The 26,627-nt window shown below is 70.0% G+C and carries 30 protein-coding genes; 24 read left to right on the forward strand and 6 right to left on the reverse strand.

What is annotated here, in order from left to right:
- Positions 1-59 precede the first annotated feature (59 nt).
- A complete protein-coding gene (locus ABN611_RS15640) occupies positions 60-422 on the reverse strand; it encodes a VOC family protein (RefSeq protein WP_350280598.1) in 363 nt (120 codons plus the stop codon).
- 99 nt (positions 423-521) lie between these two features.
- Here ABN611_RS15640 and ABN611_RS15645 point away from each other — a divergent pair, with 99 nt between their 5' ends.
- The 5 genes from ABN611_RS15645 (at position 522) to ABN611_RS15665 (ending at position 4,479) form a co-directional block, all read left to right on the forward strand.
- Positions 522-923, forward strand: a complete 402-nt coding sequence (locus ABN611_RS15645) for a hypothetical protein (RefSeq protein WP_350280599.1) — start codon at positions 522-524, stop codon at positions 921-923.
- 2 nt (positions 924-925) lie between these two features.
- Positions 926-1,876, forward strand: a complete 951-nt coding sequence (locus ABN611_RS15650; RefSeq protein ID WP_350280600.1) for a hypothetical protein — start codon at positions 926-928, stop codon at positions 1,874-1,876.
- A gap of 121 nt (positions 1,877-1,997) precedes the next feature.
- Complete coding sequence (locus ABN611_RS15655) at positions 1,998-2,621, forward strand: TetR family transcriptional regulator (RefSeq protein ID WP_350280601.1); 624 nt, start codon at positions 1,998-2,000, stop codon at positions 2,619-2,621.
- Entirely contained in the window at positions 2,618-4,183 is a 1,566-nt protein-coding gene (locus ABN611_RS15660) for an MDR family MFS transporter (RefSeq protein WP_350280602.1), read from the forward strand. The genes ABN611_RS15655 and ABN611_RS15660 overlap by 4 nt, the downstream gene beginning before the upstream one ends.
- The gene (locus ABN611_RS15665; RefSeq protein ID WP_350280603.1) at positions 4,180-4,479 is read left to right on the forward strand and encodes a thiamine-binding protein; all 300 of its coding nucleotides are present in this window, start codon (positions 4,180-4,182) and stop codon (positions 4,477-4,479) included. Before ABN611_RS15660 ends, ABN611_RS15665 begins: the two co-directional genes overlap by 4 nt.
- On the opposite strand, the gene ABN611_RS15670 is transcribed toward ABN611_RS15665, so the two are convergent.
- Positions 4,468-5,208, reverse strand: coding sequence for an SDR family NAD(P)-dependent oxidoreductase (locus tag ABN611_RS15670; RefSeq protein WP_350280604.1), 741 nt, complete (start codon positions 5,206-5,208; stop codon positions 4,468-4,470). The genes ABN611_RS15665 and ABN611_RS15670 overlap by 12 nt on opposite strands.
- 99 nt (positions 5,209-5,307) lie before the next feature.
- On the opposite strand from ABN611_RS15670, the gene ABN611_RS15675 reads away from it, so the two are divergent.
- The 4 genes from ABN611_RS15675 to ABN611_RS15690 all read left to right on the forward strand — a co-directional run bounded on the left by ABN611_RS15675 (position 5,308) and on the right by ABN611_RS15690 (position 9,992).
- On the forward strand, positions 5,308-6,174 hold the full coding sequence (locus tag ABN611_RS15675) for a helix-turn-helix transcriptional regulator (RefSeq protein WP_350280605.1): 867 nt from the start codon (positions 5,308-5,310) through the stop codon (positions 6,172-6,174).
- A 32-nt stretch (positions 6,175-6,206) separates the two neighbouring features.
- A complete protein-coding gene (locus ABN611_RS15680; protein ID WP_350280606.1) occupies positions 6,207-7,277 on the forward strand; it encodes an oxidoreductase in 1,071 nt (356 codons plus the stop codon).
- Between the two features lie 153 nt (positions 7,278-7,430).
- Positions 7,431-8,246 (forward strand): endonuclease/exonuclease/phosphatase family protein, encoded by an 816-nt coding sequence (locus tag ABN611_RS15685; protein WP_350280607.1) that lies wholly within the window; start codon positions 7,431-7,433, stop codon positions 8,244-8,246.
- Positions 8,247-8,525: 279 nt separating this feature from the next.
- A complete protein-coding gene (locus tag ABN611_RS15690; protein ID WP_350280608.1) occupies positions 8,526-9,992 on the forward strand; it encodes a C40 family peptidase in 1,467 nt (488 codons plus the stop codon).
- 61 nt (positions 9,993-10,053) lie between these two features.
- On the opposite strand, the gene ABN611_RS15695 is transcribed toward ABN611_RS15690, so the two are convergent.
- From ABN611_RS15695 to ABN611_RS15705, 3 genes are read right to left on the reverse strand one after another with little or no spacing between them, the layout of a single operon-like run.
- Positions 10,054-10,761, reverse strand: a complete 708-nt coding sequence (locus ABN611_RS15695) for an SDR family oxidoreductase (protein ID WP_350280609.1) — start codon at positions 10,759-10,761, stop codon at positions 10,054-10,056.
- A 47-nt stretch (positions 10,762-10,808) separates the two neighbouring features.
- A complete protein-coding gene (locus tag ABN611_RS15700; protein WP_350280610.1) occupies positions 10,809-11,699 on the reverse strand; it encodes a LysR substrate-binding domain-containing protein in 891 nt (296 codons plus the stop codon).
- A 7-nt stretch (positions 11,700-11,706) separates the two neighbouring features.
- Positions 11,707-12,195 carry an inorganic diphosphatase gene (locus ABN611_RS15705; RefSeq protein ID WP_350280611.1) on the reverse strand — a complete coding sequence of 163 codons (489 nt, stop codon included), beginning with the start codon at positions 12,193-12,195 and terminating at the stop codon, positions 11,707-11,709.
- 50 nt (positions 12,196-12,245) lie between these two features.
- On the opposite strand from ABN611_RS15705, the gene dacB reads away from it, so the two are divergent.
- From dacB to ABN611_RS15780, 15 genes are all read left to right on the forward strand, one after another.
- On the forward strand, positions 12,246-13,598 hold the full coding sequence (gene dacB, locus ABN611_RS15710) for a D-alanyl-D-alanine carboxypeptidase/D-alanyl-D-alanine-endopeptidase (RefSeq protein WP_350280612.1): 1,353 nt from the start codon (positions 12,246-12,248) through the stop codon (positions 13,596-13,598).
- Between the two features lie 200 nt (positions 13,599-13,798).
- Positions 13,799-14,893, forward strand: a complete 1,095-nt coding sequence (locus ABN611_RS15715; protein WP_350280613.1) for a zinc-dependent metalloprotease — start codon at positions 13,799-13,801, stop codon at positions 14,891-14,893.
- Positions 14,865-15,920 (forward strand): tRNA lysidine(34) synthetase TilS, encoded by a 1,056-nt coding sequence (gene tilS, locus ABN611_RS15720; protein ID WP_350280614.1) that lies wholly within the window; start codon positions 14,865-14,867, stop codon positions 15,918-15,920. Before ABN611_RS15715 ends, tilS begins: the two co-directional genes overlap by 29 nt.
- 185 nt (positions 15,921-16,105) lie before the next feature.
- The gene (hpt, locus tag ABN611_RS15725; protein ID WP_350280615.1) at positions 16,106-16,657 is read left to right on the forward strand and encodes a hypoxanthine phosphoribosyltransferase; all 552 of its coding nucleotides are present in this window, start codon (positions 16,106-16,108) and stop codon (positions 16,655-16,657) included.
- 185 nt (positions 16,658-16,842) lie between these two features.
- On the forward strand, positions 16,843-18,876 hold the full coding sequence (ftsH, locus tag ABN611_RS15730) for an ATP-dependent zinc metalloprotease FtsH (RefSeq protein WP_350280616.1): 2,034 nt from the start codon (positions 16,843-16,845) through the stop codon (positions 18,874-18,876).
- 118 nt (positions 18,877-18,994) lie between these two features.
- Entirely contained in the window at positions 18,995-19,567 is a 573-nt protein-coding gene (gene folE / locus ABN611_RS15735) for a GTP cyclohydrolase I FolE (RefSeq protein WP_350280617.1), read from the forward strand.
- A gap of 132 nt (positions 19,568-19,699) precedes the next feature.
- Complete coding sequence (locus tag ABN611_RS15740; RefSeq protein WP_350280618.1) at positions 19,700-20,836, forward strand: S1 family peptidase; 1,137 nt, start codon at positions 19,700-19,702, stop codon at positions 20,834-20,836.
- Between the two features lie 106 nt (positions 20,837-20,942).
- Positions 20,943-21,740, forward strand: coding sequence for a dihydropteroate synthase (gene folP, locus ABN611_RS15745; protein ID WP_350281646.1), 798 nt, complete (start codon positions 20,943-20,945; stop codon positions 21,738-21,740).
- Complete coding sequence (locus ABN611_RS15750; RefSeq protein WP_350280619.1) at positions 21,737-22,219, forward strand: nuclear transport factor 2 family protein; 483 nt, start codon at positions 21,737-21,739, stop codon at positions 22,217-22,219. The genes folP and ABN611_RS15750 overlap by 4 nt, the downstream gene beginning before the upstream one ends.
- Complete coding sequence (folB, locus tag ABN611_RS15755; protein WP_350280620.1) at positions 22,216-22,605, forward strand: dihydroneopterin aldolase; 390 nt, start codon at positions 22,216-22,218, stop codon at positions 22,603-22,605. The genes ABN611_RS15750 and folB overlap by 4 nt, the downstream gene beginning before the upstream one ends.
- The gene (folK, locus tag ABN611_RS15760) at positions 22,602-23,159 is read left to right on the forward strand and encodes a 2-amino-4-hydroxy-6-hydroxymethyldihydropteridine diphosphokinase (RefSeq protein WP_350280621.1); all 558 of its coding nucleotides are present in this window, start codon (positions 22,602-22,604) and stop codon (positions 23,157-23,159) included. Before folB ends, folK begins: the two co-directional genes overlap by 4 nt.
- Before the next feature lie 95 nt (positions 23,160-23,254).
- The gene (locus tag ABN611_RS15765) at positions 23,255-23,707 is read left to right on the forward strand and encodes a DUF3180 domain-containing protein (protein ID WP_350280622.1); all 453 of its coding nucleotides are present in this window, start codon (positions 23,255-23,257) and stop codon (positions 23,705-23,707) included.
- A gap of 11 nt (positions 23,708-23,718) precedes the next feature.
- Positions 23,719-24,159: a hypothetical protein gene (locus tag ABN611_RS15770; protein WP_350280623.1), complete on the forward strand. Its 441-nt coding sequence runs from the start codon at positions 23,719-23,721 to the stop codon at positions 24,157-24,159.
- A gap of 22 nt (positions 24,160-24,181) precedes the next feature.
- Positions 24,182-24,577, forward strand: a complete 396-nt coding sequence (locus ABN611_RS15775) for a hypothetical protein (protein WP_350280624.1) — start codon at positions 24,182-24,184, stop codon at positions 24,575-24,577.
- 44 nt (positions 24,578-24,621) lie between these two features.
- Complete coding sequence (locus tag ABN611_RS15780) at positions 24,622-25,395, forward strand: inositol monophosphatase family protein (protein WP_350280625.1); 774 nt, start codon at positions 24,622-24,624, stop codon at positions 25,393-25,395.
- Position 25,396: 1 nt separating this feature from the next.
- On the opposite strand, the gene ABN611_RS15785 is transcribed toward ABN611_RS15780, so the two are convergent.
- A complete protein-coding gene (locus ABN611_RS15785) occupies positions 25,397-26,608 on the reverse strand; it encodes an NADH-quinone oxidoreductase subunit D (protein ID WP_350280626.1) in 1,212 nt (403 codons plus the stop codon).
- Positions 26,609-26,627 lie beyond the last annotated feature (19 nt).

The raw sequence follows: 26,627 nt of genomic DNA on the forward strand, positions 1-26,627 counted from the left end.
CTGTCACCGCCGACCGGTGGCACAGCTCCTCGCCAGGCCGTCACGCGGCCAAGGCCGAGTCAGTCGCCTTCCTCCAGGCAGAATTCGTTGCCCTCGGGGTCGGCCAGGACGATCCAGCTGCCGGGGGTGGCGGTACGGCGGTCGTCGACGACGCGGGCGCCCAGCGCTTGCAGGCGTTCGAGTTCTTCGGCCTGAGTGCCGTCGCGGGGGAGCAGGTCCAGGTGGATCCGGTTCTTGGTGGTCTTGGGTTCGGGGACGGTGACGAAGACCAGGCTCGCCCCGGTCTCCTCGCCGACCCGCCAGAACGGGTTGCCGGGCATGTCGTGGAACGTCGCCGGCCACCGGGTGACCTGGCTCCAGAACTCCGCCTGGGCCCGGGCATCGGTGCAGTCGAACGTGACGTTCAGGATCGCGCTCCGCACAGTGCCTCCTCGAGTGGTTTTCCTCGAGCCTGGAGTCGCAGCGCCGGAGCGAGCAACCGCATTTCTGGAATGCCAAAGCGACCCCACTACAGTGAGCGCGTGCGGTACGACGAGTTTCTCCAGCGCTACAAGGCGGCGCAGCACGAGTGGCGGCTCGGCGCGCTCGACGCCCGTGCGGCGCTCGCGGCGTTGCGTGGCGTCGTACCGGAGATCGACGACGCTCGGCTGCAACAGACCGCGCTGTTCCTGATCGAGCGCTGGGAGGCGCAGACGTCGCCGGCTGCCGAGGAGCGGATGGCGCGCGCCCAGCAGCTCGCGGCCGAGGCGGAGCGCGACGAAGGGGACGCGCGCGAGCGGATCGCCCGGCTGGAGCAGGGAATGCGTGCCATCACGGCGGTCTCGCGGGAGACGGACGACGAGTTCGAGCAGAACGCCGTACTCGCGTTGAACGGGCCACTGGCCCGGCTCGCCGAGAGCTGGCGAGCGGACGTCGGCGACTGAGGATGCCACTACCGCCACCCGCCACGTTCGACGAGTTCATGCGGCTGCAGCACGTCGGCGCGATCAACGTCACCGGCGCCGACCACTCGAGCTGGAACGGGACGTACGAGGTGCAGCCGTACAAGCTCACCGACGACGGGCTGCGGGTGCTCGGCACGGCCGGCTGGGACCACACGATCCGGTACGACGAGGAGCGCGTGCTGCGGCCGCTCCGGGAGATGTTCGAGAACGCGGGGAAGCAGCACGACGACGCCACCCTGCTGCGGTACCGCGAGGCTCTCGCCATCGTGTACCACGAGAACCTGCACCTGCTCGCCGGTCCGGGCACCGAGCACGCGGACGCCGAACAGGACTTCCGGATCGCCGCGGTGCGGGCACTCGAGGAAGGCGTGACCGAGAGCTACGGCCACGAGACCTTGAACGACTACATCGACGAGTTCCAGCTCGACCGCATCGCCCCGGGGATCAAGAACGTGGTCAGCTCTTCGGTCTACGAGAAGTACACGCCGGCGGCCGATACGCTGGCCTACGAGCTGGGTGGTCTCGACGATGCCGACCGCTTCGAGATGATGCGGCGGTTGGTCGTGGTCAACGCGACCGGCAAGTGGGCCGTCGCGACCGGTATCCTCGCCGACCGCTACGGCCTCGGCGACCCGCGGTTCGTTGGCGAGCGCGAGACCGCGGAACACCGGATCAGGAACGCGATGTGGAACCACTTCGGCACGCTTCCCAAGCTGACCGTCGCACGGCACCACGTCTTCAGCCGCTCGTGCGCGGTCGGCCGCGACGCGTTCGAGGCGGGCCGGAAGATCGCCGGGGAGTACTTCACCCGGACCGTCTCGTTCGGCGGCCTGGCGGCTCCGGGGCGGGGCAGCTCCGGCTGGGGCGCCTACGGAGGCCGCGGCACTTCGCCGTACTCCGTCACTCGGCAGCCCGGGACGCCGGAGCGCTGAACAGCCATCGCGCTGCGGAGGGTGTTCGATCAAATCCGTTAGGTGACTTTGCTTGCACGGCTGCAAGTTTGCAGGACTAATAGTTTGCAGTGGGTGCAAGTTTCTGCCTAGCCTGGTACGCGTGGGGGCGGAGACGGGGCTGCGGGAGCGCAAGAAGCAGCAGACGCGGGCGGCGCTGGCCGAGGCCGCGCTGCGGCTGGCGCTGGAGAAGGGGCCGGAGCACGTCACGGTCGAGGAGATCGCCGAGGCGGCCGACGTGTCGGTGCGGACCTTCTTCAACTACTTCCCGCACAAGGAGCACGCGATCCTCGGGCGCAACCCCGAGCACCTCGAGCGCGCGCTGGAGCGGATGCGCACCGCTCCGGCCGACGAGTCGCCGCTGACCACGATGTGGTACGTCGTCCGCGACGTACTGCGCGACCTGGAGAGCGACGGCGAACTGTCGCGCCGGGGCGAGCTCATCATGAGCTCACCGAGCCTGCTGTACCAGCTGATGCTGTCGAGCATCGACGACGAACGGCAACTGACCGCCGCACTCACCGAGCGGATGGGCCTGCCGCCCGGGTCGACCCGGCCGGCGCTGATCGTCAGCACCGCCGGCGCCGCCTGCCGGGTGGCGATGGAGCTGCACAAGGCCGCCCCCGACCGGCCCGTCGCCGAACTGCTCGACGAAGCGTTCCACTTACTTGCCCAAGGCATCGACACCGCCTTCGGGCCGGACAACCAGAAGAAAGGTCACTCATGACGACGACCTCGTCACCCACTCCGGATTCCGTGGGTGAGGTCACCACTACGCTCACCCCACGCCAGACCGTCCAGGCCATGTCCGGCCTGATGATGGGCATGTTCGTGGCGATCCTGGCCGGCACCGTGGTGTCGACCGCGCTGCCGCGGATCATTCACGACCTGGGCGCGAGCCAATCGTCGTACACCTGGGTCGTCACCCTCGAGCTACTCACGATGACGGCCACGGTGCCGCTGTGGGGCAAGCTCGCCGACCTCTACAACAACAAGCTGCTGGTCCAGCTGTCGCTGGGCTTCTTCGTGATCGGCTCGCTGGTCGCCGGCTTCGCCCCGAACATCGAGGTGCTGCTCGGCAGCCGGGTGCTGCAAGGGCTCGGCGCCGGCGGCCTGACCGCGCTGGTGCAGATCGTGATGGCCGCGATCATCCCGCCGCGGGAGCTCGGCCGGTACTCCGGTGTCTTCGGCGCGATCTTCGCGTCCGCGACCGTCGGCGGGCCGCTGCTCGGCGGCTTCCTCGTCGACTCGCCGCTCGGCTGGCGCGCCTGCTTCCTGGTCGGCGTACCGTTCGTGCTCGCCGCGATCGTGCTGCTGCAGCGCACGCTGAAGCTGCCGACCGTCCGGCGGGACGTGAAGATCGACTGGTGGGGCGCGTTCCTGATCATGGGCGGCGTCAGCACGCTGCTGGTCTGGTCGTCGTTCGCGGGGAGCAAGTTCGAGTGGGTCTCCGGCTGGAGCTTCGGGCTGGTCGCGGTGGCGCTGGGCGTGCTGGCGGCCGCGGTGCTGGTCGAGCGCCGGCACCCGGAGCCGATCATCCCGATGGACCTGTTCCGCAACCGCACGGTGACGCTGTCGATCATCGCGAGCGCACTGGTCGGGGTCGCGATGTTCGGCGGCTCGGTGTTCCTGGCGCAGTACTTCCAGATCGCTCAGGGGTACTCGCCGACCAAGGCCGGGCTGATGAGCCTGCCGATGATCCTCGGCATGATGATCGCGTCCACGATCGCCGGTGGGCTGATCACGAAGTACGGCCGCTGGAAGATCTACCTGGTCGTCGGCAGCGTGCTGTTGCCGATCGGGCTGGCGCTGTTCGGCACGATCGACGCGCACACCTCGAAGTACATGCTGTGGGCGTTCATGATCGTGCTCGGCGTCGGCATCGGCCTCGTCATGCAGAACCTGGTGCTCGCGGCGCAGAACGACGTACCGGCGCGGGAGCTCGGCGCGGCGACCTCGGCCGTGAGCTTCTTCCGGAGCATGGGCGGCACGATCGGCGTCAGCGTCCTCGGCGCGATCCTGGCGAACCAGGTCGCCGAGACGCTGAACCCCGGCGGCGCCTCGACCGGCGGCGGGCACGCCGTACCGAACATCGCGGAGCTGCCGCCGCAGATCCGGACCGTCGTCGAGAACGCGTACGGCGACGCGACCGCGGACCTGTTCATGATGTCGGTCCCGTTCGCGGTCCTCGCCCTGATCGCGGTCCTCTTCATCAAGGAGAAGGCCCTCCTCACCACCTCCGGAGCCGAACGCCGCGCGCAGGAGGAGCCTGACATCCTGGATGCATGATCGTCGCATTCAGCATCAGCCCGTCGGCCGGTGACGAGACCGGAGGCGTGAGCGAGGCGGTGGCCGAGGCCGTCCGCGTCGTCCGCGCCTCCGGTCTTCCCAACGAGACCAACGCGATGTTCACGAACATCGAAGGTGAGTGGGACGAGGTGATGGCGGTGGTGAAGCAGGCGGTGGAGGTGGTGGCCGCCGTGTCGCCTCGGGTGAGTCTGGTGCTCAAGGCGGACATCCGGCCGGGGTACACCGGTCAGCTCACCGCGAAGGTCGAGCGGATCGAACAGGCGTTAACGGACTGAGTTGAGGGCGCTGAGCACCTGCTCGTAGCGGTTCTCCCGCTCCGCGTGGCGCAGGAAGTGCACGCGGTCGACCAGGATCTCGTCGGCGTCCGGGGTGTCCTGGAGCAGCTGGATGGTCTCGTCGGCGTACTCGTCCAGCGGCATCGCGTGCTCGTCGTTCTCCTGGTTCAGGAGCGTGGTGCGGACGGCCGGCGGAACCACCTCGATCACCTGGATCGGCGTGTCCGCGAGCTGGATCCGCAGGCTCTGCGTGTAGCTGTGGATCGCGGCCTTGGTCGCGCTGTACGTCGGCGTGATCGTCAGCGGCACCGACGCCAGGCCGGACGAGACAGTCAGGATCGCCGGATCGGTCTGCCGCAGCAGGTACGGCGTGAACGCGGCGACGGTGCGGATCGTGCCGAGCAGGTTGATGTCGATGGTCTGCTCGGCGGCGTCGAGGTGGCCGGGGTCCTGGAGGTCCTCGACCTGCATGATGCCCGCCATCGTGATCAGCACGTTGACGTCGTGGGTCGCGGTCACCTGCTCGAAGGCCGCCTGGATCGACGCCGGGTCGGCGACGTCGAGCTGGACGCCGGCGATGCCGTCCTCGGCGGCGATTTGGTCGAGCAGGTCCTTGCGGCGGCCGCTGATGATCACGGTGTTGCCGAGGTCGCGGAACCGCCGGGCCAGCGCGAGGCCGATACCCGACGTACCGCCGGTCATGAAGATCGTGTTTCCTGTGGTTCGCATGTCTCCAGGCTGCGACTGGATGCCCGGGGCAACCAGGCTGCGCTCAGCCTCTGCTCGGCAAGCAGTGGATAACGCCGCGGCGGCGGGGACACTGGGGGTATGGAGTACGCCGACCTGTCCGACTTCCTGCGCAAACGCCGCGAGGCCCTGCAACCCGAGGACGTGGGCCTGCCGCGCGGTCGCCGGCGCCGTACGCCGGGACTCCGCCGGGAGGAGGTCGCGGCGCTCGCCTCGATGTCGGCCGACTACTACAGCCGGCTCGAAGGCGGCCGGGGCCCGCAGCCGTCGGTCGAGATGCTCGCCGCGATCGCCCGCGCGCTGCGGCTGACGCTCGAGGAGCGGGATCACCTGTTCCTGCTGGCCGGCCACGGTACGCCGCCGCGGGTCACGCGGGCCGACCACGTCGACCCGGGCATGCTGCGGATCCTCGACCGGCTGCAGGACACGCCCGCGATGCTGCTGAACCGGCACGGCGAGACGCTCGCGCAGACACCGGCGCACGTCGCGTTCGCCGGCGAGCAGACCAACCTCGACGGTTTCGAGCGCAGCGAGATCTACCGCTGGTTCGCGCACCCTGAAGGGCGGAGCCTGTACGCCGAGCCGGAACTCGGCACGCATTCCCGGATGCTCGTCTCGATGCTCCGGACGGTGGCGACCGTGGACGGGCCGAAATCGTATGCCGCGACGCTGGTCCAGGAGTTGCGGAAGGTCAGCCCGGAGTTCGTGGCGATCTGGGACGCGCACGAGGTCGTGGTCGCGCACAGCCGGACCAAGCGGTTCAGGCATCCGGTGGTCGGCGACCTGGAGCTGTACTGCGAGGTGATCGACAACCGCGACCAGCAGCAGACCCTGGTCGTCTTCACCGCGGAACCAGGCAGCGAGAGCGCGGTACGGCTACGGCTGCTCAGCGTGCTCGGAAGTCAGGCGATGAGCACCGATGACCGGGAATTGATCGAGGAACGCTGACGGGGGCCGAGCCGCGGGCTAGATTGCCGCGCATGAGAATCCTGCGTGTGGCCGCTCTCGCGGCAGGAGGTCTGTTGTTGATGGGTCAGGTCGTACCCGCTCAGGCGCACGGCGGATCGTCGTACCGGTGGGAGCTGACGCCGACCGGGACGACGGCGCAGTTCCGTGGGCTCGCGGCGGTCAGCAAGGACGTGGCCTGGGTGGGTGGCAGTCAGGGCACCGTGCTGCGCACGGTCGACGGCGGAAAACGCTGGCAGAACGTCAGTCCGAAGGGCGCGGAAACGCTGCAGTTCCGGGACGTCGAGGCGTTCGACGAGCAGCGCGCGGTCGCGCTGACGATCGGTCCCGGCGAGGACTCGCGGATCTACCGCACCGCGGACGGCGGGAAGTCCTGGACGGAAACTTTCCGGAACACGGACCCGAACGCGTTCTACGACTGCATCGCCTTCAACGACCGCAAGCACGGGCTGGCGCTGAGCGACCCGGTGGACGGGAAGTTCCGGATCGCCGCGACGGCCGACGGCGGAAAGTCGTGGAAGGTGCAGCCGAACGCCGGGATGCCGGCCGCGCTGCCGGGGGAGTTCGCGTTCGCGGCGAGCGGTACGTGCCTGGTGGCCGGGCATGGTCGTACGGCGTGGTTCGCGACCGGCGGCGGGGATCGGCCGCGGGTGTTCCGGACGGTCGACGGCGGCCGGAACTGGACGGTGACGGCCTCGCCGATGGCCAGTGGGGAAGCGGCCGGAATCTTCAGCCTCGCGTTCCGGAACACGTTGTTCGGGGTGGCGGTGGGCGGTGACTTCACCAAGCCGAACGAGGCCGTGAACGCCGCGTCGGTCACGTCCGACGGTGGTCGCACCTGGCAGCTGGTGCCGGCGGACAAGGCACCGAAGGGCTACCGCAGCGGCTCGCACTTCGTGCCGTGGTCGCCGTTCACCGTGATCGCGGTCGGCCCGTCCGGCAGCGACGTCAGCTTCGACGGCGGCCGCAGCTGGAAACAGTTCTACGACGGCAGCTTCGACAGCATCGAATGCGCGGGCCACGGCCTCCGAGCGGGTTGCTGGGCCTCCGGCGCCAAGGGCGCAGTAGCCCGCCTGGCCCACTGACCGACCATCCGCCCGGGAGGGGTGCGCGGGGACGGCGCATGAGCCGGCGTGCTGCTCACGCCCGTTCCACGCACCCGCTCCTCAACGTGGCGTTCAGGTGGGCGACACTCGGGTTTGGGGTGCTTGTCGTTGGTTTTCGGGAAGGATGGCGGCATGCGTAAATTGATGACCGTTCTGGTGGGACTTCTGATGGTGGTGCCTACGGTTGCGGCGGCGCGGCCTGATGCGGACGGGGCTCGGGACCGGCCGTTGACCGTGATGTCGTACAACATCCACCACGGTGCGGGCACCGACGGGGTGCTCGACCTCGAGCGGATCGCCGTACTGATCGAGCAGTCGGGGGCCGAGGTGGTCGGGCTGCAGGAGGTCGACCGGCACTGGTCCGAGCGGAGCAACTGGGTCGACCAACCGGCCTGGCTCGCGAACCGGCTCGGGATGCACTACGCGTACGCCGCCAACCTCGACCTGCCGCCGCTGAACCCGGGCGAGCCGCGCCGCCAGTACGGGACCGCGGTGCTGTCGAAGTACCCGATCCAGGACTTCAAGAACACGCTGCTGCCGCGCTATCCGGCCGGTGAGCAGCGCGGTCTCGGCGTGGCGACGATCATCGTGAAGGGCACCGAACTGCGGTTCGCGAACACGCACCTCACGCACAACAACAACGCCGAGCGGCTCGAGCAGGCGCAGAAGGTGGTCCAGGTGCTCGGCAAGTCGCACCCGGCGACGCTGCTGGTCGGCGACCTGAACGCGACCGCTGACGCACCGGAGATCAAGACCATGACCTCGGTGTACGCCGACACGTGGCCCGAGGTCGGTGTCGGTCCGGGCTACACGATCGAGGCCGACAACCCGACCAAGCGCATCGACTACCTGCTGCACAGCCGGCACCTGCGCCCCACGGAGGCCAGTGTCCCGGTGAGCAACGCGTCCGACCACCTGCCGGTGCTTGCCTCGTTCGTCCTGAGCTGAATCGCAGCTGAACCAACAGCAGGATCCGCAGCTGGATCCAGCCCCTCGCAACGCCCCTCCGGCCCGGCCGGAGGGGCGTTTTCGCGCGCCCACCTGCGCCTGCGCCGAATTACAAGCTTGTAGTTTGTCAAGCCGACACACGGGTGAAACAAAGATACTTGTGTGAAAACTGTTCCCAATGGGGCTGCAGGCAACTAGTGTCGCGTATGTGGTCCAGGAGGACCAAAAGTTCACGAACCCTGGGGAAGGGGTTCGTGACCGGCGGAAGGAACCATCCCGATGCGGACGCCCCCCAGGGCCACGTCCGGCGGGCAGGTGGCGAGTGCTGGGAAGACCGGCCGGGCAGGCAAGGTGCTGCTCTCCGGTGTGCTCGCGATCTGCTTGGCCGGTGCCATGGCCGTGCCCACGCTCCCGGCCGAGGCCGCCAAGCCGAAGCCGCCGGTGATCCCGTCCAAGGCCGCGGTCGAGCGGGCCAAGCAGGCCGCCGCCTCGAAGGCCGCCCAGGTCGCCGCGATCGAGCGGCAGCTCGCCGCCGCGAACGCCCGCCTCGAGCAGCTCGGCATCGCCTCCGGCGTCGCCGCCGAGGCGTACAACGGCGCCGTCTACCGGCTGCAGCAGGCGAAGGCCGAGGCAGCCGCCGCCGCGGCCCGGGCGGCCGAGGCGCAGCAGACGCTGACCGCCCAGCGGCAGCAGATCGGCCGCTTCGCCGCGGCGTCGTACCAGGGTGGTGGCGATGTGGCGAAGATCGCACCGCTGTTCACCGCGGACGGGCCGCAGGACCTGCTCGACCAGGCCGGTACGGCGCACTCGGTGTCGGCCGCGATGCAGGGGTCGTACCTGCGGTTCACCGCGACCCAGGTGATGACGAACCTGTTCAAGGTGCAGGCCGACCAGGCGGTCGTGAAGGTGAAGAAGGCGACCGACGAGGCCGCTCGGGCGAAGCAGGCCGCCGAGGCCGCGGAGGCGGCGCAGTCGGCGGCCGTGACCACGATCGGCGTCCAGCGGAAGCAGTCGATCTCGCAGCTCGCCACGCTGCAGAACATCTCGGTCCAGGTCGCCGACCAGCGGCAGCGCGGGCTCGAGGAGCTCGCGCGGCAGCGGGCCGCCGCGATCGCCGCGAAGAAGGCCGCCGAGCTGAAGGCGCGGATCGCCGCCCGGGAGGCCGCCGAGCGGCGCCGGGAAGCGGCGGAGCGGGCCCGGGAGGCGCGCGAGGAGGCGGCCGAGCGGGCGCGCGAGCAGAAGGAGCAGCGCGAGCGCGAGAAGCAGAACAGCGGCGGCAAGAAGGACGACGGCAGGAACGACGACAGCCGGAACGACCCGCCGAAGCGCGACAAGCCGTCCAAGCCGAGCCGCGACGACGGCGGCAGCAAGAACACCCGCGGCGGCGTGCAGGAGGTCATCGACTTCGCGATGCGGCAGCGCGGCGACATGTACCTGTGGGGCGGGACCGGCCCGGACCGCTGGGACTGCTCCGGACTGACCCAGGCGGCCTGGCGGCAGGCCGGCGTACAGCTGCCGCACTACAGCGTCGCGCAGTACGAGCAGATCCGGCACATCGACGAGGACGAGCTGCGGCCCGGCGACCTGATCTTCTGGTCGCTGGATCCGGACGACCCGGGCACCATCCACCACGTCGGGATGTACCTCGGCGACGGCCGGATGATCCACGCGCCGCGGAGCGGCAAGCCGGTGCAGATCGACAGCGTCTACTACTGGGAACCGCCGGACTTCTTCGGCCGTCCCTAACCTGTTGTCCCCGGCAACAATGCCCTGTTGCCGGGGACTCCGCCAGTGCCGAAGAAGCCGCTCAGACGAGCCGGTGCCCGCCGTCGGCGTGCAGCACGGTGCCGGTGACGAATCCGTTGCGCAGCAGGGCGATGATCGCGGCCGCGATGTCCGCCGGCCGGCCGATCCGCCCGACCGGCAGCCGTTCGGCCATCGCCGCGAGGGTCGCGGGCGCCGCGTCACCGGCGACGTCCTGCCAGATCGGGGTGTCGACCCAGCCGGGCGAGACGACGTTGACCCGCAGCGGCGCCAGTTCGACCGCGAGCGCGGCCGCGAGCGACGCGAGGGCGCCGTTGAGCGCCGCGAGCAACGACGCCCGCGGTCCGGGACGGTACGCCGCGATGCCCGACGTGAAGACGATCGAACCGCCGGCCTCGAGCACCGGGGCCGCGTGCTTCGCGAGCAGCAGCGGCCCGAGCAACTTCGAGTCGACGGCCGCTCGGGCCGCGTGGACGTCGTACGTGCCGATCGGCTGGTACGCGCCGCCGACGTCGGCGGCGGTGGTGACGACGTGGCTGACCGGGCCGGTGGTCGCGAACAGCCGCTCGATGTCCGCTTCGCTCGCCAGGTCCGCCGCGACGGTCCGGACACCGAGTTCCCTGCCGGCTGCCGAGAGCTTTCCGGGGGATCGGCCGGCGATCGTGACTTCGCTGCCCTGGGCAACGAGTTCGGCCGCGAGCGCGCGCCCCATCCCGGAGCTGCCGCCGACGACGACAACGTGTTCCTGCACCTGTTTCTCCTTCGGTGGTTGACGTTTCGAGCCAACCACCGGCGGCGTCAGTCCACCACGACTTGTTGCCTAATGGCCGTTAGGCCGGGGCTAACGGTCATCGCGCGGAGCACCGGGTTGGCCGAGTCGGTGCGCCACACGGCGGCGTACCGCGCCACGAGCGGACGGCCGCGGAGGGGGCGCCAGACGACGTCCGGAGTGGCCGCGCGACGGGAGCCGAGACTGATCGCGGTACGGCGGACTTGCAACGCGGACCGGAGCTGGGCGTGGCTCATGCTGATGCTGCTCAGCCGTACGCCGGTCCCGAGCCGGCCGATCGCGTCGTCGTAGAACTCGGGTGCGGCGGCCCGCGGGATCCAGACGAGTTCGAGGCCGCTGAGGTCGTCGAGACCCAGCTCGTGGTGCGCGGCCAGCGGGTGCGTCGCGGCGAGCAGGACGCCGAGCTCCTCGGTGGCGAGGTGTTCGGAGCTGATGGCCGGCGGCAACGTGAGCGGCGTACGGACCAGGCCGAGGTCGATCTCGCCGCTGATCAGCATCCGCAGCTGGTCGGTGGTGGTGCCGGCTTCCAGGGTGACCGTGCTGTTCGGGAAACGTTCGGCGGCGAGCTGCTCGAGCGCGGCCGGGAGCGGCCCGGGGACGCCGTTCAGCAGGCCGAGGCGGAGCACCGGCTCGTCCAGGCCGGCGGCCCGGCGGGTGTCCTTCAGCGCGAGGCCGGCCGCCTGGATGGTCTCCCGGGCGCGGGCCAGCAGCACCTGACCCGCCGGGGTGAGCTCGACGCCGCGGCTGTGCCGGATCAGCAGCGCCGCCCCGACCTCCCGCTCCAGCTGCCGGACCTGCTGGCTGAGCGTCGGCGTGGAGATGTACAGCCGGGCGGCGGCGTTGCCGAAGTGCAGCTCCTCGGCCACGGCCACGAAGTACCGCAGCTGCCGGAGCTCCACGGGTGGGTCAGTGACTCTCGGTCTTGAGCCGCTCGAAGGAGGCCTTGATCTCGGCCTCGGCGTCGGCGCGGCCGACCCAGGTGGCGCCCTCGACGGACTTGCCCGGTTCGAGGTCCTTGTAGACCTCGAAGAAGTGCTGGATCTCCAGCCGGTCGAACTCCGGCACGTGGTGGATGTCGCGCAGGTGCTCCTGGCGCGGGTCGCCGGCCGGGACGCAGAGGACCTTGTCGTCGGGGCCCTTCTCGTCGGTCATCCGGAACATGCCGATCGCCCGGGCGCGGATCAGGCAGCCGGGGAACGTGGGCTCGGGCAGCAGCACCAGGGCGTCCAGCGGGTCGCCGTCCTGACCGAGGGTGTCCTCGATGAACCCGTAGTCGGACGGATACTGGGTGGCCGTGAACAGCGTCCGGTCGAGCCGGAGCCGGCCGGTCTGGTGGTCCAGCTCGTACTTGTTCCGGGTCCCCTTGGGGATCTCGATGAAGACGTCGAACTCCATACGGCAGATACTGTCACGGTTCCGACCGACCGAATGACAGGAGCAGCCCGGTGGCCCGACCTGCCCGTGCGGCATTCGTCACGCTGCTCGCCACGGCCCTCTGCGCCGGACTGGTGAGCAGCGCACGCGCCGTACCCGGATCAGCGCAGACCACGCGGCAGGCTCCTCCCGTCCTGGCACCGGCGACCACCGAGGGTGCCGCCCCGACCGCGGCCGGTGTCGGCAAGGCGCTGGCCGCGATCCTCAAGGACCCGTCGCTCGGCGCGCACCGCGGCATCTACGTGTACGACGCCTCGCGCGGCAAGCCGGTGTTCTCGGTCGGCGCGTCGACGCCCTACACCCCGGCCTCCACGCTGAAGCTGCTCACCACCGTCGGGGCGCTGGCGGCGCTCGGCCCGGAGCACACCTTCGCCACCAAGGTCGTGAGCACCGGCAAGGGCTCGATCGTGCTGGTCGGCGGCGGCGACCCGCTGCTCACCGTCACCCCGTCGGCGAACGACGGCTTCCCGGCGCGGGCCAGCCTGCAGGTGCTCGCCGCGAGTACGGCGAAGGTGCTCAAGGCCCAGGGCGTCGCGTCGGTCACCCTCGGGTACGACGCCTCGCTGTTCACCGGCCCGGCCGCGAACGCGAACTGGGAGCCGAACTACGTACCCGAGGGCATCGCCGCGCCCACCTCGGCCCTGTGGGTGAACGAGGGCCGCCTGTCGCCCGGCATGCCCAAGCGCTCCACCGCCCCGGCGCAGTCCGCCGCCACGTCGTTCCAGAAGCTGCTGGCGCAGTACGGCATCAAGGTCGCCGCGAGCGCCAGGGCCGCTACCGCACCGTCCGGCGCGAAACCGATCGCCCTGGTCAAGTCACCGACCGTGGGGCAGCTGGCCGAGTACGTGAACCTCCACAGCGACAACGACGGTGCTGAGGTGCTGCTGCGCCACGTGGGCGTCGCGACCGGCAACGGCGGCTCGTACGCCGGTGGCGTCAAGGGCCTCCGTACTACGCTCACGAAGCTGGGCCTGGACGTCAGCAAGGCCAGGATCTACGACGGCAGCGGTCTGGCCCGCGGGAACAAGGTCCCGCTCGACGTGCTCGCCGGTGCCGTCCGGGTCGCCGTGTCGAAGGACCACCCCGAGCTGCGGCACCTCCTGACCGGCCTGCCGGTCGCTGGCTTCAACGGCAGCCTCAGGGAGCGCTTCAGCGCGTCCGGCACCGCCTCCGGGACCGGTGTGGTCCGTGCGAAGACCGGAACGCTCACCGGTGTCCACAGCCTCGCCGGATACGCCCGCACGCGTTCCGGCACCCTCCTGGTGTTCGCGGTCGCCAGCGACAGCGTTCCGGTGCCGAAGACCCTCGACGCCCGCGCGAACCTCGACCGCGCCACCGCGGCCCTGGCCAATTGCGGCTGTTAGGGCATGTCTCCCAACCCCACGCCTACTGCGCGGCACCCGGCACGGCATCTCGCCGCACGTGAGCAAAGGCCACGATGCTCCGCATCGAGTCCTTCGCTCCCGCACGCCGAGCTACCGCACCGGGCACCTGCTCGCTACGGCGTGGGATTGGGAGACATGCCCTAGCAGCGCTTGTTGGGACATACCACTAGGGTCGTTGTATGAGTACGGCGGACGGCGGGACCACGACCGAGATGGTCGACTGGCAGTTGGCGACCGGCGTGGCGCGGAAGCTGCTGCGCCCCGGCCCGGCGGTCAGCCGCGCGGAGGCGGACCAGGTGGTCGCCGACCTGCGGCAGTTCGCGGCCGATTCCGAGGGGCACGTGCGGGACTTCACCGGTCTGCAGGCCACCTCGGCGACCGCGCCGGTGGTGATCGTGGACCGGCCCGGGTGGGTGCAGGCGAACGCGGACGGCTTCCGGACGGTGCTGCAGCCGCTGGCCGACAAGCTGCGCGAGAAGGCGGAGCGGACGCCGGGCCTGTCGTCGGCGGTCGGCTCGCGGGTCACGGGCATCGAGGCCGGCGCGCTGCTCGCGTTCCTGTCGTCGCGCGTGCTCGGTCAGTTCGACCCGTTCTACCCGGCGAAGCCCGACCCGGACCGGCCCGGGCTGACCGGGCGGCTGCTGCTGGTGGCCCCCAACGTCGTCCACGTGGAGTCCGAGTTGGGCGTCGTACCGCGGGACTTCCGGTTGTGGGTGTGTCTGCACGAGGAGACGCACCGGGTGCAGTTCACCGCGGTTCCGTGGCTGCGGGACCACCTGCGGTCCGAGATCGCGCTGTTCCTCGACCAGGCCGAGCTGGACGCTTCGGCGTACGCGGCGATGTTCCGCGAGGCCGTGCAGCGCCTGGGCCGGTCGGTGCGGGGCGAGGCCGAGCTGAGCCTGGTGGACCTGATGCAGTCGCCGGAGCAGCGTGCGGTGCTCGACCGGCTGACCGCGGTCATGTCGCTGCTGGAGGGCCACGCGGACTTCGTGATGGACGGGGTAGGCCCGTCGGTCATCCCGACCGTCGAGACGATCCGGTCCAAGTTCTCGGCGCGGCGGGCCAGCGGCAACCCGGTCGACCAGTTGCTGAAGCGGCTGCTCGGGCTGGACGCGAAGCTGCGCCAGTACAAGGACGGTGCGGCGTTCGTGCGCCGGGTGGTGGACCGGGTCGGCATGGAGGGCTTCAACCGGGTCTGGACCGGCCCGAACACGCTGCCGACCAAGAACGAGATCGCGAATCCCGATGCCTGGGTCGCCCGACTCCACGGCTGAGCCGGCCGTGACCGGCGGCGAGGGCATGGAGGCCATGGTCGAGCAGCGCCGGGGCAAGCTGCACCCGGCAGTCGCCCGGACCAGGGAGGCGGTGCGGGCGACGCTGAGCGAGCTGCCGCGGGGGACGACGGTGCTGGTCGCCTGCTCCGGCGGTACCGACTCACTCGCGCTGGCGGCCGCTACGGCCTTCGAAGCGCCCAAGCTCGGTCTCCGGGCAGGTGCGGTCGTCGTGGACCACGGCCTGCAGGCTGACTCGGCACACGTCGCGCAGACCGCTGCGGAGCAGTGCCGGTCGCTGGGCCTGGAGCCTGTCCTCGTCCGTGAGGTGGAGGTCGGCATCGAGGGTGGTCCGGAAGGGGCGGCCCGGACAGCGCGGTACGACGCCCTGCGCGATGCGGCGGACGAGCTGGCAGCGGACGTCGTACTGCTGGCCCACACTCGCGACGACCAGGCTGAGACTGTGCTGCTGGGTCTGGGGCGCGGGTCCGGCGCCCGGTCCTTGGCGGGGATGGCTCCGGCTGTAGGGCTGCTGCGGCGGCCGTTCCTGGAGGTACCGCGGGCCACTACGGCGGCCGCATGTATCGCCTCCGGTCTGCGCCCGTGGCACGACCCGCACAACGACGACCCGCAGTACACCCGGGTCCGCGTCCGGCACGAGGTGCTGCCGGTGCTGGAGGAGGCGCTCGGACCTGGCGTGGTCGAGGCCCTGGCGCGTACGGCGGGACTCCTGCGGGCGGACGCCGACGCACTCGACCAGCTCGCCGCGGACGTGGCGGAGACCGCACTGGGGCGTGCCGAAGGACAGGTGCGCTGCGACGTCGGCGTACTCGCCGAGCAGCCCGCCGCGCTCCGCACCCGGGTACTGCGCCAGGCGGCGCTGGAGGCGGGCTGCCGGGCCACGGACCTCACCGCCGGCCACGTGGCGTCCGTCGACGCGCTGGTGACCGACTGGCGCGGCCAGCGCTGGATCGACCTGCCCCAGGGGATCCGGGCCGTGCGCCAGGGCGGATTCATCATCCTGGGGTAAGGCCCTGGCTGGTAATCCAGCGCCTACTGCGGGGCACTCGGCACGGCATCTCGCCGCACGGGTGCAAAGGCCACGATGCTCCGCATCGAGACCTTCGCCCCCGCACGCCGAGCTACCGCACCGAGCACCTCCTCGCTACGGCGCTGGATTACCAGCCAGGGCCTGGATGTGACAGGCTGATCCGCGTGGATGCGGTGGACATCGAGAAGGACCTGACCAAGATCCATTACACCGAGGACCAGATCCTCGCGAAGCTGCGCGAGCTGGCAGCGCGGATCGAGGCCGACTACGAGGGCAAGGACCTGCTCCTGGTCGGCGTCCTGCGCGGCGCGGTGATGGTGATGGCCGACCTGGCCCGGTCGTTCAGCCGGCACGTGGAGATGGACTGGATGGCCATCTCGTCGTACGGCTCCGGGACCAAGTCGTCCGGTGTGGTGCGGATCCAGAAGGACCTGGACACCGACATCACCAACCGGCACGTGCTGATCGTCGAGGACATCATCGACACCGGGCTGACGCTCAGCTGGCTGGTCAGCAACCTGGAGTCCCGCAAGCCCGCCTCGCTCGAGCTCTGCACGGCGTTCGTGAAGCCGGACGCCGCGAAGATGCAGGTCCCGGTCAAGTACGTCGGCCTGGAGCTGCCGGACGAGTTCGTCGTCGGGTACGGGCTGGACTACGCGGAGAAGTACCGGAACCTGCGCTGTGTGGCCACCTTGGCGCCGCACGTGTACTCCTGAACTACTCCTGAACCGCCTCTTCGGGGCAGACTTGGTGACGGCCTGTACAACGGGTCGTACCGTCCTTTGGTGACCCTCGTGCTGTGTTGTCTTGTGCGACACGAGACACTTGGACTGGTTATACCGTCACAAGCCCGTACACCCGGGCCTGCCGAGCTAGGAGGGACGGGGCCCAGGCCTCGATCATGGACGTGAAGCGCATCTTCCGCGGACCCCTGTTCTGGATCGTCGTCGCCTTCCTCGGCGTGCTGGTGATCGGGCAGCTCCTGACCGGCTCGAGCGGGTACAAGACCGAGCCCACCGGCCAGGTCGTCCAGCTGATCCAGCAGGCGAAGTCGTCGAGCGACAAGACGATCAAAACGGTGACGCTGATCGACCCGGACCAGGAGATCCGGGTCGAGAAGACCGACGGCACGAAGCTCCGGGCGCACTGGGTCGACGGCCAGGGCAACACGCTCGGCAACGACCTGCAGACCCTGTTCACCGACGGCAAGATCGAGCGGTACGACGTCGAGAACCCGAAGCCGAGCTTCATCGGCCAGGTGTTCTCCACGCTGATCCCGTTCCTGCTGATCGCGGTGGTGTTCATCTTCCTGATGAACTCGATGCAGGGCGGCGGCTCCCGGGTGATGAGCTTCGCCAAGTCGAAGGCCAAGCTGGTCACCAAGGACACCCCGAAGACCACGTTCGCCGACGTCGCCGGTGTCGACGAGGCGATCGAGGAGCTCCAGGAGATCAAGGAGTTCCTCCAGGAGCCCGGCAAGTTCCAGGCGGTCGGCGCCAAGATCCCGAAGGGCGTGCTGCTCTACGGCCAGCCCGGTACCGGCAAGACCCTGCTGGCCCGCGCGGTCGCCGGTGAGGCCGGCGTGCCGTTCTACTCGATCTCCGGTTCGGACTTCGTCGAGATGTTCGTCGGTGTCGGCGCCTCCCGGGTCCGGGACCTGTTCGAGCAGGCCAAGACCAACGCGCCGGCGATCGTGTTCATCGACGAGATCGACGCCGTCGGCCGGCACCGCGGCGCGGGCCTCGGCGGCGGTCACGACGAGCGCGAGCAGACGCTGAACCAGCTGCTGGTCGAGATGGACGGCTTCGACGTCCGCGGCGGCGTGATCCTGATCGCGGCCACCAACCGGCCCGACGTGCTGGACCCGGCGCTGCTGCGGCCCGGCCGGTTCGACCGGCAGATCGCCGTCGACGCGCCGGACCTGCCCGGCCGGCAGAAGATCCTCAAGGTGCACGCCCGCGGCAAGCCGATGGCCCAGGACGTCGACCTCACCGCGGTCGCCCGCCGGACGCCGGGCATGACCGGTGCCGACCTGGCCAACGTGCTGAACGAGGCGGCCCTGCTGACCGCCCGGTCGAACGCGCAGCTGATCGACAACCGCGCGCTGGACGAGGCCATCGACCGCGTGATCGCCGGTCCGCAGCGCCGGACCCGGCTGATGTCGGACAAGGAGAAGGTGCTCACCGCGTACCACGAGGGCGGCCACGCCCTGGTCGCCGCGGCGCTGCCGCACTCCGACCCGGTGCAGAAGGTGACGATCCTGCCGCGCGGCCGCGCGCTCGGCTACACGATGGTGATGCCGGACGAGGACAAGTACTCGACCACCCGCTCCGAGATGCTGGACAAGCTGGCCTACATGCTCGGCGGCCGGGCGGCCGAGGAGATGGTCTTCCACGACCCCACCACGGGCGCCAGCAACGACATCGAGAAGGCCAGTGCGCTGGCCCGCGCGATGGTCACGCAGTACGGCATGACCGAGCGGCTGGGGGCGATCAAGTTCGGCCAGGACAGCAGCGAGCCGTTCCTGGGCCGCGACTTCGGCAGCCAGCGGAACTACTCCGAGGAGATCGCGGCCGCGGTCGACGAGGAGGTCGGCAAGCTGATCCTCAACGCGCACCAGGAGGCCTTCGACATCCTGGTCGAGAACCGGGCGGTCCTGGACCACCTGGTCGAGGAGCTGCTGGAGAAGGAGACCCTGGACAAGAACGAGATCGCCCGGGTGTTCGCCCCGGTGATCAAGCGCGAGCGGCGGCCGGCCTGGACCGGTTCGTCGACCCGGGTGCCGTCCGACCAGCCGCCGGTGATGCCGGTCCCCGGTCGCGCCGAGCAGAACGGCTCGCTGTCCGACGTGCTGCCGGGCGGTTCCGTCGGCCCGGACGAGGCGATCCGCCCGCCGGACTACGGCGGCGGCCCGACCCCGCCGAACAAGCAGTAACGGCTTCGCCTGTGAACGCCGCCACCCGCACCGGCTGGCGGCGTTTTCGGTGTCTTCGGTGGTTTCGGGGTGCCGCCGGGTAGCGTTCGAAGCTGGCGTCGGCGGGAGGAGTGCCGGGATGGTGTCACCGAGGTTCGACCACGAGCGGGCCGAGCGGGCGGTCCGTGAGCTGCTGCTCGCGATCGGCGAGGACCCGGAGCGCGAGGGGCTGCGGGACACGCCGGCCCGGGTGGCCCGCTCGTACGCCGAGATCACCACCGGGCTCGGGCAGCGTGCCGAGGACGTCCTGACCACGACGTTCGCGATCGAGCACGACGAGATGATCCTGGTGAAGGACATCGAGGTGTGGAGCATGTGCGAACACCACCTGGTGCCGTTCACCGGTGTCGCGCACGTCGGCTACATCCCGAGCCGCGACGGCCGGGTCACCGGGCTGTCGAAGCTCGCGCGGCTGGTCGACGTCTACGCCAAGCGGCCGCAGGTGCAGGAGCGGCTGACGACGCAGATCGCCGAGTCGCTGGTCGAGATCCTGCAGCCGCGCGGCGTGATCGTGGTGATCGAGTGCGAGCACTTGTGCATGACCATGCGCGGCGTCCGGAAACCGGGCGCCAAGACGATCACCTCGGCGGTCCGCGGCCAGCTCCGCAACCCGGTCACTCGCGCGGAGGCGATGAGCCTGATCGTCGGCTGACCCGTAGCCCTGGAGGTCCCGCACTCGTTGAGGTTTGAGAGTCCGGGACTATGGACATTCTGTTGCCGAGCGGTTACTTTCCGTTGTGGTGCTTGGCCAACGGGGCCCAGGTGCCGGTGTGAGGAGGACAGGATGTCGGGGCGTTTCCGGGTCGGCGCCGCACTAGCCGGGGTCGTCGTCCTGACGGCCGGCGGGCTGGTCGCGGCGAACTGGGCCACCGCCGAGACGCGGACCAAGACCGGCGCCCAGGCCGCCGCCAAGACGACCGAGGACCCGCTCCTCGCGGAAACCCTGGAAGCGCAGCTCAGGTCCGACGCGGGTGTGGTCGGCAGCTACTACGACGACGCCGGTGAGCTGATCGTCGCGGTCTCGGACCTGTCGACGGCCGCGCTGGTCCGGCAGATCGGCGCGATCCCGCACCTGGTGAAGTACACCGCCGACCAGCTGAACGCCGTACAGGGCGAGCTGAACCGGCTGGCCACCACGTCCAGCGCCGGCAAGGTGCGGTCGTGGTACGTCGACCCGGTGTCGGGGACGGTGGTGGTCTCGGTGCCGGAGAAGGCCCGGGACTCGATCACCCAGCGGTTCCTCTCCCGCGCACAGGCGAAGGGCGACCGGGTGACGATCCGCCGGGTCGCCGGAGCGATCCGGCTGACCGCCGACGACTTCGGCCTGCGCGGCGGCGTCCAGGTCGACAAGAACACCGGGTACGTCTGCTCGCTCGGCTTCAACGCCCGGACCCGCAAGGGCAACCGGATCTTCCTGACCGCGGGGCACTGCACGTCCGGCAAGCCGTCGTTCTCGCGCAACGGGTACGTCCTCGGCAACACCTACACGTCGAGCTTCCCGGGGAACGACTTCGGGTCGGTCGGCGTGATCGAGGGCTGGGACCAGCAGGGGTACGTCGAGGGCTGGGGCAACGGCAACGTCGCGGTCAAGGGGATCGCGGACGCCACCGTCGGCTCGACGCTGTGCAAGTCCGGGAAGAGCACCGGCTGGACCTGCGGGCGGATCGTCGCGCGGAACGTGACGGTCAACTACGGGAACAACCGCGTGGTCCGCGGCCTGTTCCAGCACACCGCCTGCGTCGAGACCGGCGACTCCGGCGGCGCGAACATGACCGGCGGCTACGCCCAGGGCATCACCAGCGGCGCGGCGCTGATCGACGGGCAGTGCCTGGAGAAGCACGGCCGGACCAACGAGTCGTACTCGCAGCCGATCGCCGAGGTCCTGCAGGCCACCAAGTCGCGGCTGATCCTCGCGAACTGACAGGCCCACGCGACGCCTTGGGGGTGCGGGCTACTACGGTGTGTGGGTGAGAACTGAGCCGTGGGGTCACGTGGACGGGTTGCCGGTGCTGGACCGGTGTCTCGTCATGGGCGTCGTGAACGTGACACCGGACTCGTTCTCGGACGGCGGCGAGTGGTTCGAGCCGAGCGCCGCGATCAAGCACGGCCGCGAGCTGCTGGCCGAGGGCGCCGACCTGCTGGACGTCGGCGGTGAGTCGACCCGCCCGCGCGCGGAGCGCCCCTCCGAGGAAGAGGAGATCCGCCGGGTGATCCCGGTCGTCGAGGCGCTCGCCGCGGACGGCGCGATCATCTCCGTCGACACGATGCGGTCCCGGGTCGCGGAGCTCGTGCTGGATGCCGGCGCCACGATGATCAACGACGTGTCCGGCGGGCTGGCCGACCCGGACATGCTGCCGCTGATCGCCGAGCGCGGGACGCCGTACCTGTGCATGCACTGGCGCGGCCACTCGATCGACATGCAGAACAAGGCGGAGTACGGCGACGTGGTCGCGGAGGTGATCGCCGAACTGCGCGAACGCCTCGACGCGCTGAGCGCGGCCGGCGTCGACCTGAACCGGGTCGCGCTCGATCCCGGCCTCGGTTTCGCGAAGAACGCGGACCACAACTGGGAGATTCTTCGCCGGTTGCGGGAATTCGCCGTACTGGAAAGACCGTTGCTGATCGGTGCGTCCCGGAAGACGTTCCTCGGTAGGCTGCTCGCCGACGAGCAGACCGGTGAACCCAGACCGGCCGTACGACGAGACGACGCGAGCGTGGCCGTATCCGCCCTGGCCGCCGCCGCGGGTGCCTGGTGTGTCCGGGCGCACGCGGTGGCACCGAACGCGGACGCGGTCCGGGTGGCGAAGAGATGGGGAACGGTATGACGGACGGACCGCGGCAACCCGCCGGGGGCGACAGCGCGCCCAGGGGCCAGGGTGGCACGGCCGAGGACGTCGTACTGAGTGCCAACACCGCGTTCTACAACGCGTTCGAGGCCGGCGATCTGGACCTGATGGCGGCGGTCTGGCTGCCGGAGCCGGACCCGGTCTGCATCCATCCCGGGAACGCGGCGATCTCCGGGTACTCCGAGATGATGCGCGCCTGGGCGATGATCTTCGCGAACACGCCGTACATCCAGTTCTTCCTCACCGACGTCCAGGTACGGGTGGATGAAGACGTGGCATACGTCACGTGTACGGAGAATGTCCTGTCGTCGGGCGAGGGTGCGCCGGAGGACGGGTTCGCGGGCGGAAAGGCGTTGGCGACCAACGTTTTCCGCAGAACTTCCTCCGGCTGGCGGTTGTGGATCCACCATGCCTCCCCGGTACTGTCGTCTGGGGGCCGACAGGAGGAGGCGGAATGAGCGGTCCCGTGAGGCCTCCTGACGTGATCGAGATCCGGGGCATCCGCGGGTTCGGGCGCCACGGGGTGTTCGAGCACGAGCGCGCCGACGGACAGGAGTTCGTCGTGGACGTCCGGCTGGAGCTGGACACCCGGGCCGCTGCGGCTTCCGACGACCTGGCCGACACCGTGAACTACGGGGTGGTGGCCGAGCAGGTGCACCGGGCGATCGAGACCGACCCGGTGGACCTGATCGAGACCCTCGCCCAGCGCATCGCCGATCTCTGTCTCGCCGACGACCGGGTGACAGCGACGGCAGTGACCATCCACAAACCCTCGGCGCCGATCTCGGTGCCGTTCGACGACGTTGTCCTGACCGTGCAGCGCAGAGCCGGAGAATCCTCGTGACTGAGACCCCTAGTCCCCACGTCATCGACGCGGACACCCTGAGCGGTGGCCTGAAGCCGATCCGCCAGGTGATCCTGTCGCTCGGCAGCAACCTCGGCGACCGTGAGGCGAACCTGCAGGGCGCGGTCGACGCGCTGCGGGACACCCCGGACGTCGTGGTGGTCGAGGTCTCGCCGGTGTACGAGACCGAGCCGGTCGGCGGCCCGGACGAGTCCGGCCCGTACCTGAACGTCGTCCTGCTCGCCGACACCACGCTCGCCGTCGACCTGCTGCTGGAGCGCGCGCACGCGGTCGAGCAGGCGTTCGGCCGGGAGCGCAGCGTGCCGGGCGCGCCGCGGACCCTGGATGTCGACCTGATCACGTACGGCCAGAAGACGATCGAGTCCGAGGAGCTGACCATCCCGCACCCGCGGGCGCACGAGCGGGCGTTCGTGCTGGCGCCGTGGCTGGACATCGAGCCGGACGCCGTACTGCTCGGCCACGGCCCGGTCGCGGAGCTGCTCGCCAAGGTCGGGACCGACGGCGTGACCAAGCTCGACCTCGAGTTGCAGTAGCGGTGTCCGGCAACACCGAGCCCGGCCGACGGCCCGACGACAGGTCCGGAAAGAGCCCTGACAAGGGTGGCAGGCAGGAACCGCGCCCGGGTTCGGTGCGGCCGACCTCGCGGGGGCTGCTGGTCGCGATCGCCGTCCTCGGCGTCGCGGTCGGCGTCACACTGGTGCAGGCGATCGAGGCCGGCGGCGGTGTCGCGCCGACGGTGTCCTGGCTGACGCTGGTCGCCTGGCTGTTCCTGGCCACGCTGCTGTTCGTCGCGGCCCGCAACACCCACCAGCGGATCCAGGTACGCCGGGAGCGGGTCGAACCCACGCGTGCGGTGTTCCTGCTGATGATCGGCAAGGCGAGCGCTTTTGTCGGCGCGTTGTGCACCGGTGTGTACGCAGGGTTCGCGTTAAGCTTCCTGCAGGCGATGGGCTCCTCGGGGCCTCGTAACCGTGTGATCATGGCCGGTGCCGCGGCAGTGATCTCAGTGCTGGTCGTCACGGCCGGATTGTTGCTCGAACGCGCGTGTCGCGTGCCCGAGGACCCGGACGAAACCCCTTAACATGGCGACCCATGGGGTCAAGGGGTAGCCGCCGTCGAACCAGGACCACAGTTCTCACCGTTGCCAACGGTCTGCTGATCGTTGTCTGCCTGGGCGTGAGTGTCGCGCTCTTCTCGCAGAACGCCTGGATCCTCCGGGCCGCCGCCGCGGGGGCTGTACTGGTCGCGATCGCTGCCTCCGTGCTGTTCCGGCACCAGTTGCTGGTGGAGCGGCTGGCCCACTCCGACGAGCGCGCGCAGGTCGCCCAGGAGTACTCGCGGATCACCAGCGCCCGGGTCGTCGAGAACGCGGAGTTCGTCGACCTGATGCAGCGCCGGCTGGACAAGATCGACGAGCGCCTGGACAAGATCGACCAGGAGGTCGCGACCGTCGTGGCCGCCGGCGACAAGCACTCCCAGGCCGACGCGCCGACCGTCGTGGACCTGAAGCTGCGAGGCCTGGCCGCGTCCTGATTCCGGCCCCATACTGCGGTGCATGGGGCTGGACGCGCACTATCCCGCCGTGACGATGAACGACCCGAACGGGCACGTCACGGTCTACAACGAGGACCACCTGCCGATCGGTCAGCTCGGTCCGACGCCGTACGAGTCGCCGTCGGTGAACGTCACGTGCAAGCGCAAGGCGTGGGACGACCTGTACTGGTACCGGCTGCTGAACCCCGAGGGCTTCCCGTTCCCGGCCGACGAGGCCTACGTGTCCGCCGACGAAACCCACGAGCTCAACCCGGGCCAGCCTTACCCCATCCCTGAATGCGCCTCCGGCTGCCCCCTCAAGCTGGGCCAAGCAGCCGCCGTGGGCGCCCTCGCCATCGGCGGCGTCGCCGCAGCCGCCGCCTGGCGCCGCCGACGCCGCGAACTGGGCCTCGCCTGAGACGAGCCAGGCGGGCGAGGTGGGCGTCGCGTAGGTTCTGGGGTGTGGATCTCGAGAAGGTGTTGAAGGTTGCTGAGGCGGCGGTTGCGCGGGGGCGCGTGGTGACGCAGTCGCGGGCGGTGGGGGAGCTGACGTCCAAGGGGGACCGGGACATGGCCTCCGAGGTGGACTTCGCCGTGGAGCGGGAGGTGCGGACGTTCCTCGAGCGAGAGACTCCGGAGATCGGGGTGCTCGGCGAGGAGGAGGGCGGCGCCACCGACGGGACGCGTTGGGTGCTCGACCCGGTCGACGGGACCGTCAACTTCATCCACGGCGTCCCGCTGTGGGCGATCTCGCTCGGCCTGATCCACGAGGGTCGCGCCGTCGCGGGCGTGATCGACCACCCGGCGCTCGGTACGACGTACGCCGCCGCCGAAGGCCTCGGCGCCACCTGCAACGGCAAGCGGATCCGCGGCAGCGAGTGCACCGATCTCGCCGACGCACTCGTCGCCACCGGCGACTACGCCATCGGGTCGAACGCCGACCGTGTGAACCGCGACCGGATCGCCCTCACCCAGCGGCTGTACCCGCGCGTCCAGCGCCTGCGGATGATCGGTACGGCGGCCACCGCGCTCACCTGGACCGCGCACGGGTACTTCGACGCGCTGATCATGTTCTCGAACAAACCCTGGGACACGATGGCCGGCGTGGCGATCTGCCGCGAGGCAGGCGTCACCGTCCTGGACCTCGACGGCACCGACCACGCGCCCGAGTCCCGAGGCGTGTTCGCGGTCGCCGACGGTATCCGCGAGCCCCTCCAGGAGCTACTCGCGGGCTGAGCTACTTGTCGATGTCGCCGACGACGAAGAACATGCTGCCGAGGATCGCGATCATGTCGGGGATCATCGTCCCCGGCAGCAGCGCGGGCAGCGCCGAGATGTTGTTGAAGCTCGCGGACCGCAGCTTCAGCCGCCACGGCGTCTTGTCGCCGCGGGACACGAGGTAGTACCCGTTGATGCCGAGCGGGCTCTCGGTCCACGCGTACGTCTGCCCCTCGGGCACCTTGAGGATCTTCGGCAGCCGAACGTTGACCGGCCCCGCCGGCATCGCGGCCAGCTTCTCCAGGCAGGCGTCGACCAGGTCGAGCGACACCTTCACCTGCTCGAGCAGTACGGCGAACCGCGCGAAGCAGTCGCCCTCCGGGCGCGTGACGACCCGCAGCACGTCCTGCAGCTCGCCGTACGCGAGGTAAGGCTCGTCGCGGCGCAGGTCGGCGTCCACCCCGGACGCGCGCGCGATCGGCCCGGAGACGCCGTACTGCGCGACCAGCTCCGGCGAGAGCTTGCCGACGCCGACGGTGCGGGCGCGGAAGATCTCGTTGCCGAGGACGATCTCCTCGATGTCGGGCAGCCGGTCGCGGACCGCGGCGGAGGCGGCGGCCGCGCGGCCGAGCCAGCCGTACGGCAGGTCCTCCTTGAGCCCGCCGACCCGGTTGAACATGTAGTGCATCCGGCCGCCGGACAGTTCCTCCATCACCGCCTGGATCGTCTCGCGCTCGCGGAACGCGTAGAACACCGGCGTGATCGCGCCGAGCTCGAGCGGGTACGAGCCGAGGAACATCAGGTGGTTCAGGATCCGGTTCAGCTCGGCCAGCAAGGTGCGCAGCCAAGTCGCGCGCTCCGGGACCTCGAGGTTCATCATCCGCTCGACCGCGAGCACCACGCCGAGCTCGTTGGCGAACGCGGACAGCCAGTCGTGCCGGTTCGCCAGCACGATGATCTGCCGGTAGTCGCGGACCTCGAACAGCTTCTCCGCGCCGCGGTGCATGTAGCCGATGATCGGCTCGCAGCCGACGATCCGCTCGCCGTCCAGCGTCAGCCGCAGCCGCAGGACGCCGTGCGTCGCCGGGTGCTGCGGGCCGATGTTGAGCACCATGTCGGTGGTGGCCAGCTCGGAGCCCGTGCCGGTCCCGCCCCGCTCGTACGCAGTGCCGAATCCAGTGTCGAATCCAGCCGCTCCCGCGCCGACTCCCACGACTTTCTCGGTACTCATAACCCCTATCGTGACAGGC

Source organism: Kribbella sp. HUAS MG21 (assembly GCF_040254265.1).
In the GTDB taxonomy this organism is placed as follows: domain Bacteria; phylum Actinomycetota; class Actinomycetes; order Propionibacteriales; family Kribbellaceae; genus Kribbella.

Bases quoted from the DNA above. Each gene is read 5' to 3' on its own strand.
- ABN611_RS15650 (WP_350280600.1), top strand. From the start codon at position 926: ATGCCACTACCGCCACCCGCCACGTTCGACGAGTTCATGCGGCTGCAG.
- ABN611_RS15660 (WP_350280602.1), top strand. From the start codon at position 2,618: ATGACGACGACCTCGTCACCCACTCCGGATTCCGTGGGTGAGGTCACC.
- ABN611_RS15665 (WP_350280603.1), top strand. From the start codon at position 4,180: ATGATCGTCGCATTCAGCATCAGCCCGTCGGCCGGTGACGAGACCGGA.
- ABN611_RS15670 (WP_350280604.1), bottom strand. From the start codon at position 5,208: ATGCGAACCACAGGAAACACGATCTTCATGACCGGCGGTACGTCGGGT.
- ABN611_RS15675 (WP_350280605.1), top strand. From the start codon at position 5,308: ATGGAGTACGCCGACCTGTCCGACTTCCTGCGCAAACGCCGCGAGGCC.
- ABN611_RS15680 (WP_350280606.1), top strand. From the start codon at position 6,207: ATGAGAATCCTGCGTGTGGCCGCTCTCGCGGCAGGAGGTCTGTTGTTG.
- ABN611_RS15685 (WP_350280607.1), top strand. From the start codon at position 7,431: ATGCGTAAATTGATGACCGTTCTGGTGGGACTTCTGATGGTGGTGCCT.
- ABN611_RS15690 (WP_350280608.1), top strand. From the start codon at position 8,526: ATGCGGACGCCCCCCAGGGCCACGTCCGGCGGGCAGGTGGCGAGTGCT.
- ABN611_RS15705 (WP_350280611.1), bottom strand. From the start codon at position 12,195: ATGGAGTTCGACGTCTTCATCGAGATCCCCAAGGGGACCCGGAACAAG.
- ABN611_RS15715 (WP_350280613.1), top strand. From the start codon at position 13,799: ATGAGTACGGCGGACGGCGGGACCACGACCGAGATGGTCGACTGGCAG.
- tilS (WP_350280614.1), top strand. From the start codon at position 14,865: ATGCCTGGGTCGCCCGACTCCACGGCTGAGCCGGCCGTGACCGGCGGC.
- ftsH (WP_350280616.1), top strand. From the start codon at position 16,843: ATGGACGTGAAGCGCATCTTCCGCGGACCCCTGTTCTGGATCGTCGTC.
- folE (WP_350280617.1), top strand. From the start codon at position 18,995: ATGGTGTCACCGAGGTTCGACCACGAGCGGGCCGAGCGGGCGGTCCGT.
- ABN611_RS15740 (WP_350280618.1), top strand. From the start codon at position 19,700: ATGTCGGGGCGTTTCCGGGTCGGCGCCGCACTAGCCGGGGTCGTCGTC.
- folP (WP_350281646.1), top strand. From the start codon at position 20,943: ATGGGCGTCGTGAACGTGACACCGGACTCGTTCTCGGACGGCGGCGAG.
- ABN611_RS15750 (WP_350280619.1), top strand. From the start codon at position 21,737: ATGACGGACGGACCGCGGCAACCCGCCGGGGGCGACAGCGCGCCCAGG.
- folB (WP_350280620.1), top strand. From the start codon at position 22,216: ATGAGCGGTCCCGTGAGGCCTCCTGACGTGATCGAGATCCGGGGCATC.
- ABN611_RS15770 (WP_350280623.1), top strand. From the start codon at position 23,719: ATGGGGTCAAGGGGTAGCCGCCGTCGAACCAGGACCACAGTTCTCACC.
- ABN611_RS15775 (WP_350280624.1), top strand. From the start codon at position 24,182: ATGGGGCTGGACGCGCACTATCCCGCCGTGACGATGAACGACCCGAAC.
- ABN611_RS15785 (WP_350280626.1), bottom strand. From the start codon at position 26,608: ATGAGTACCGAGAAAGTCGTGGGAGTCGGCGCGGGAGCGGCTGGATTC.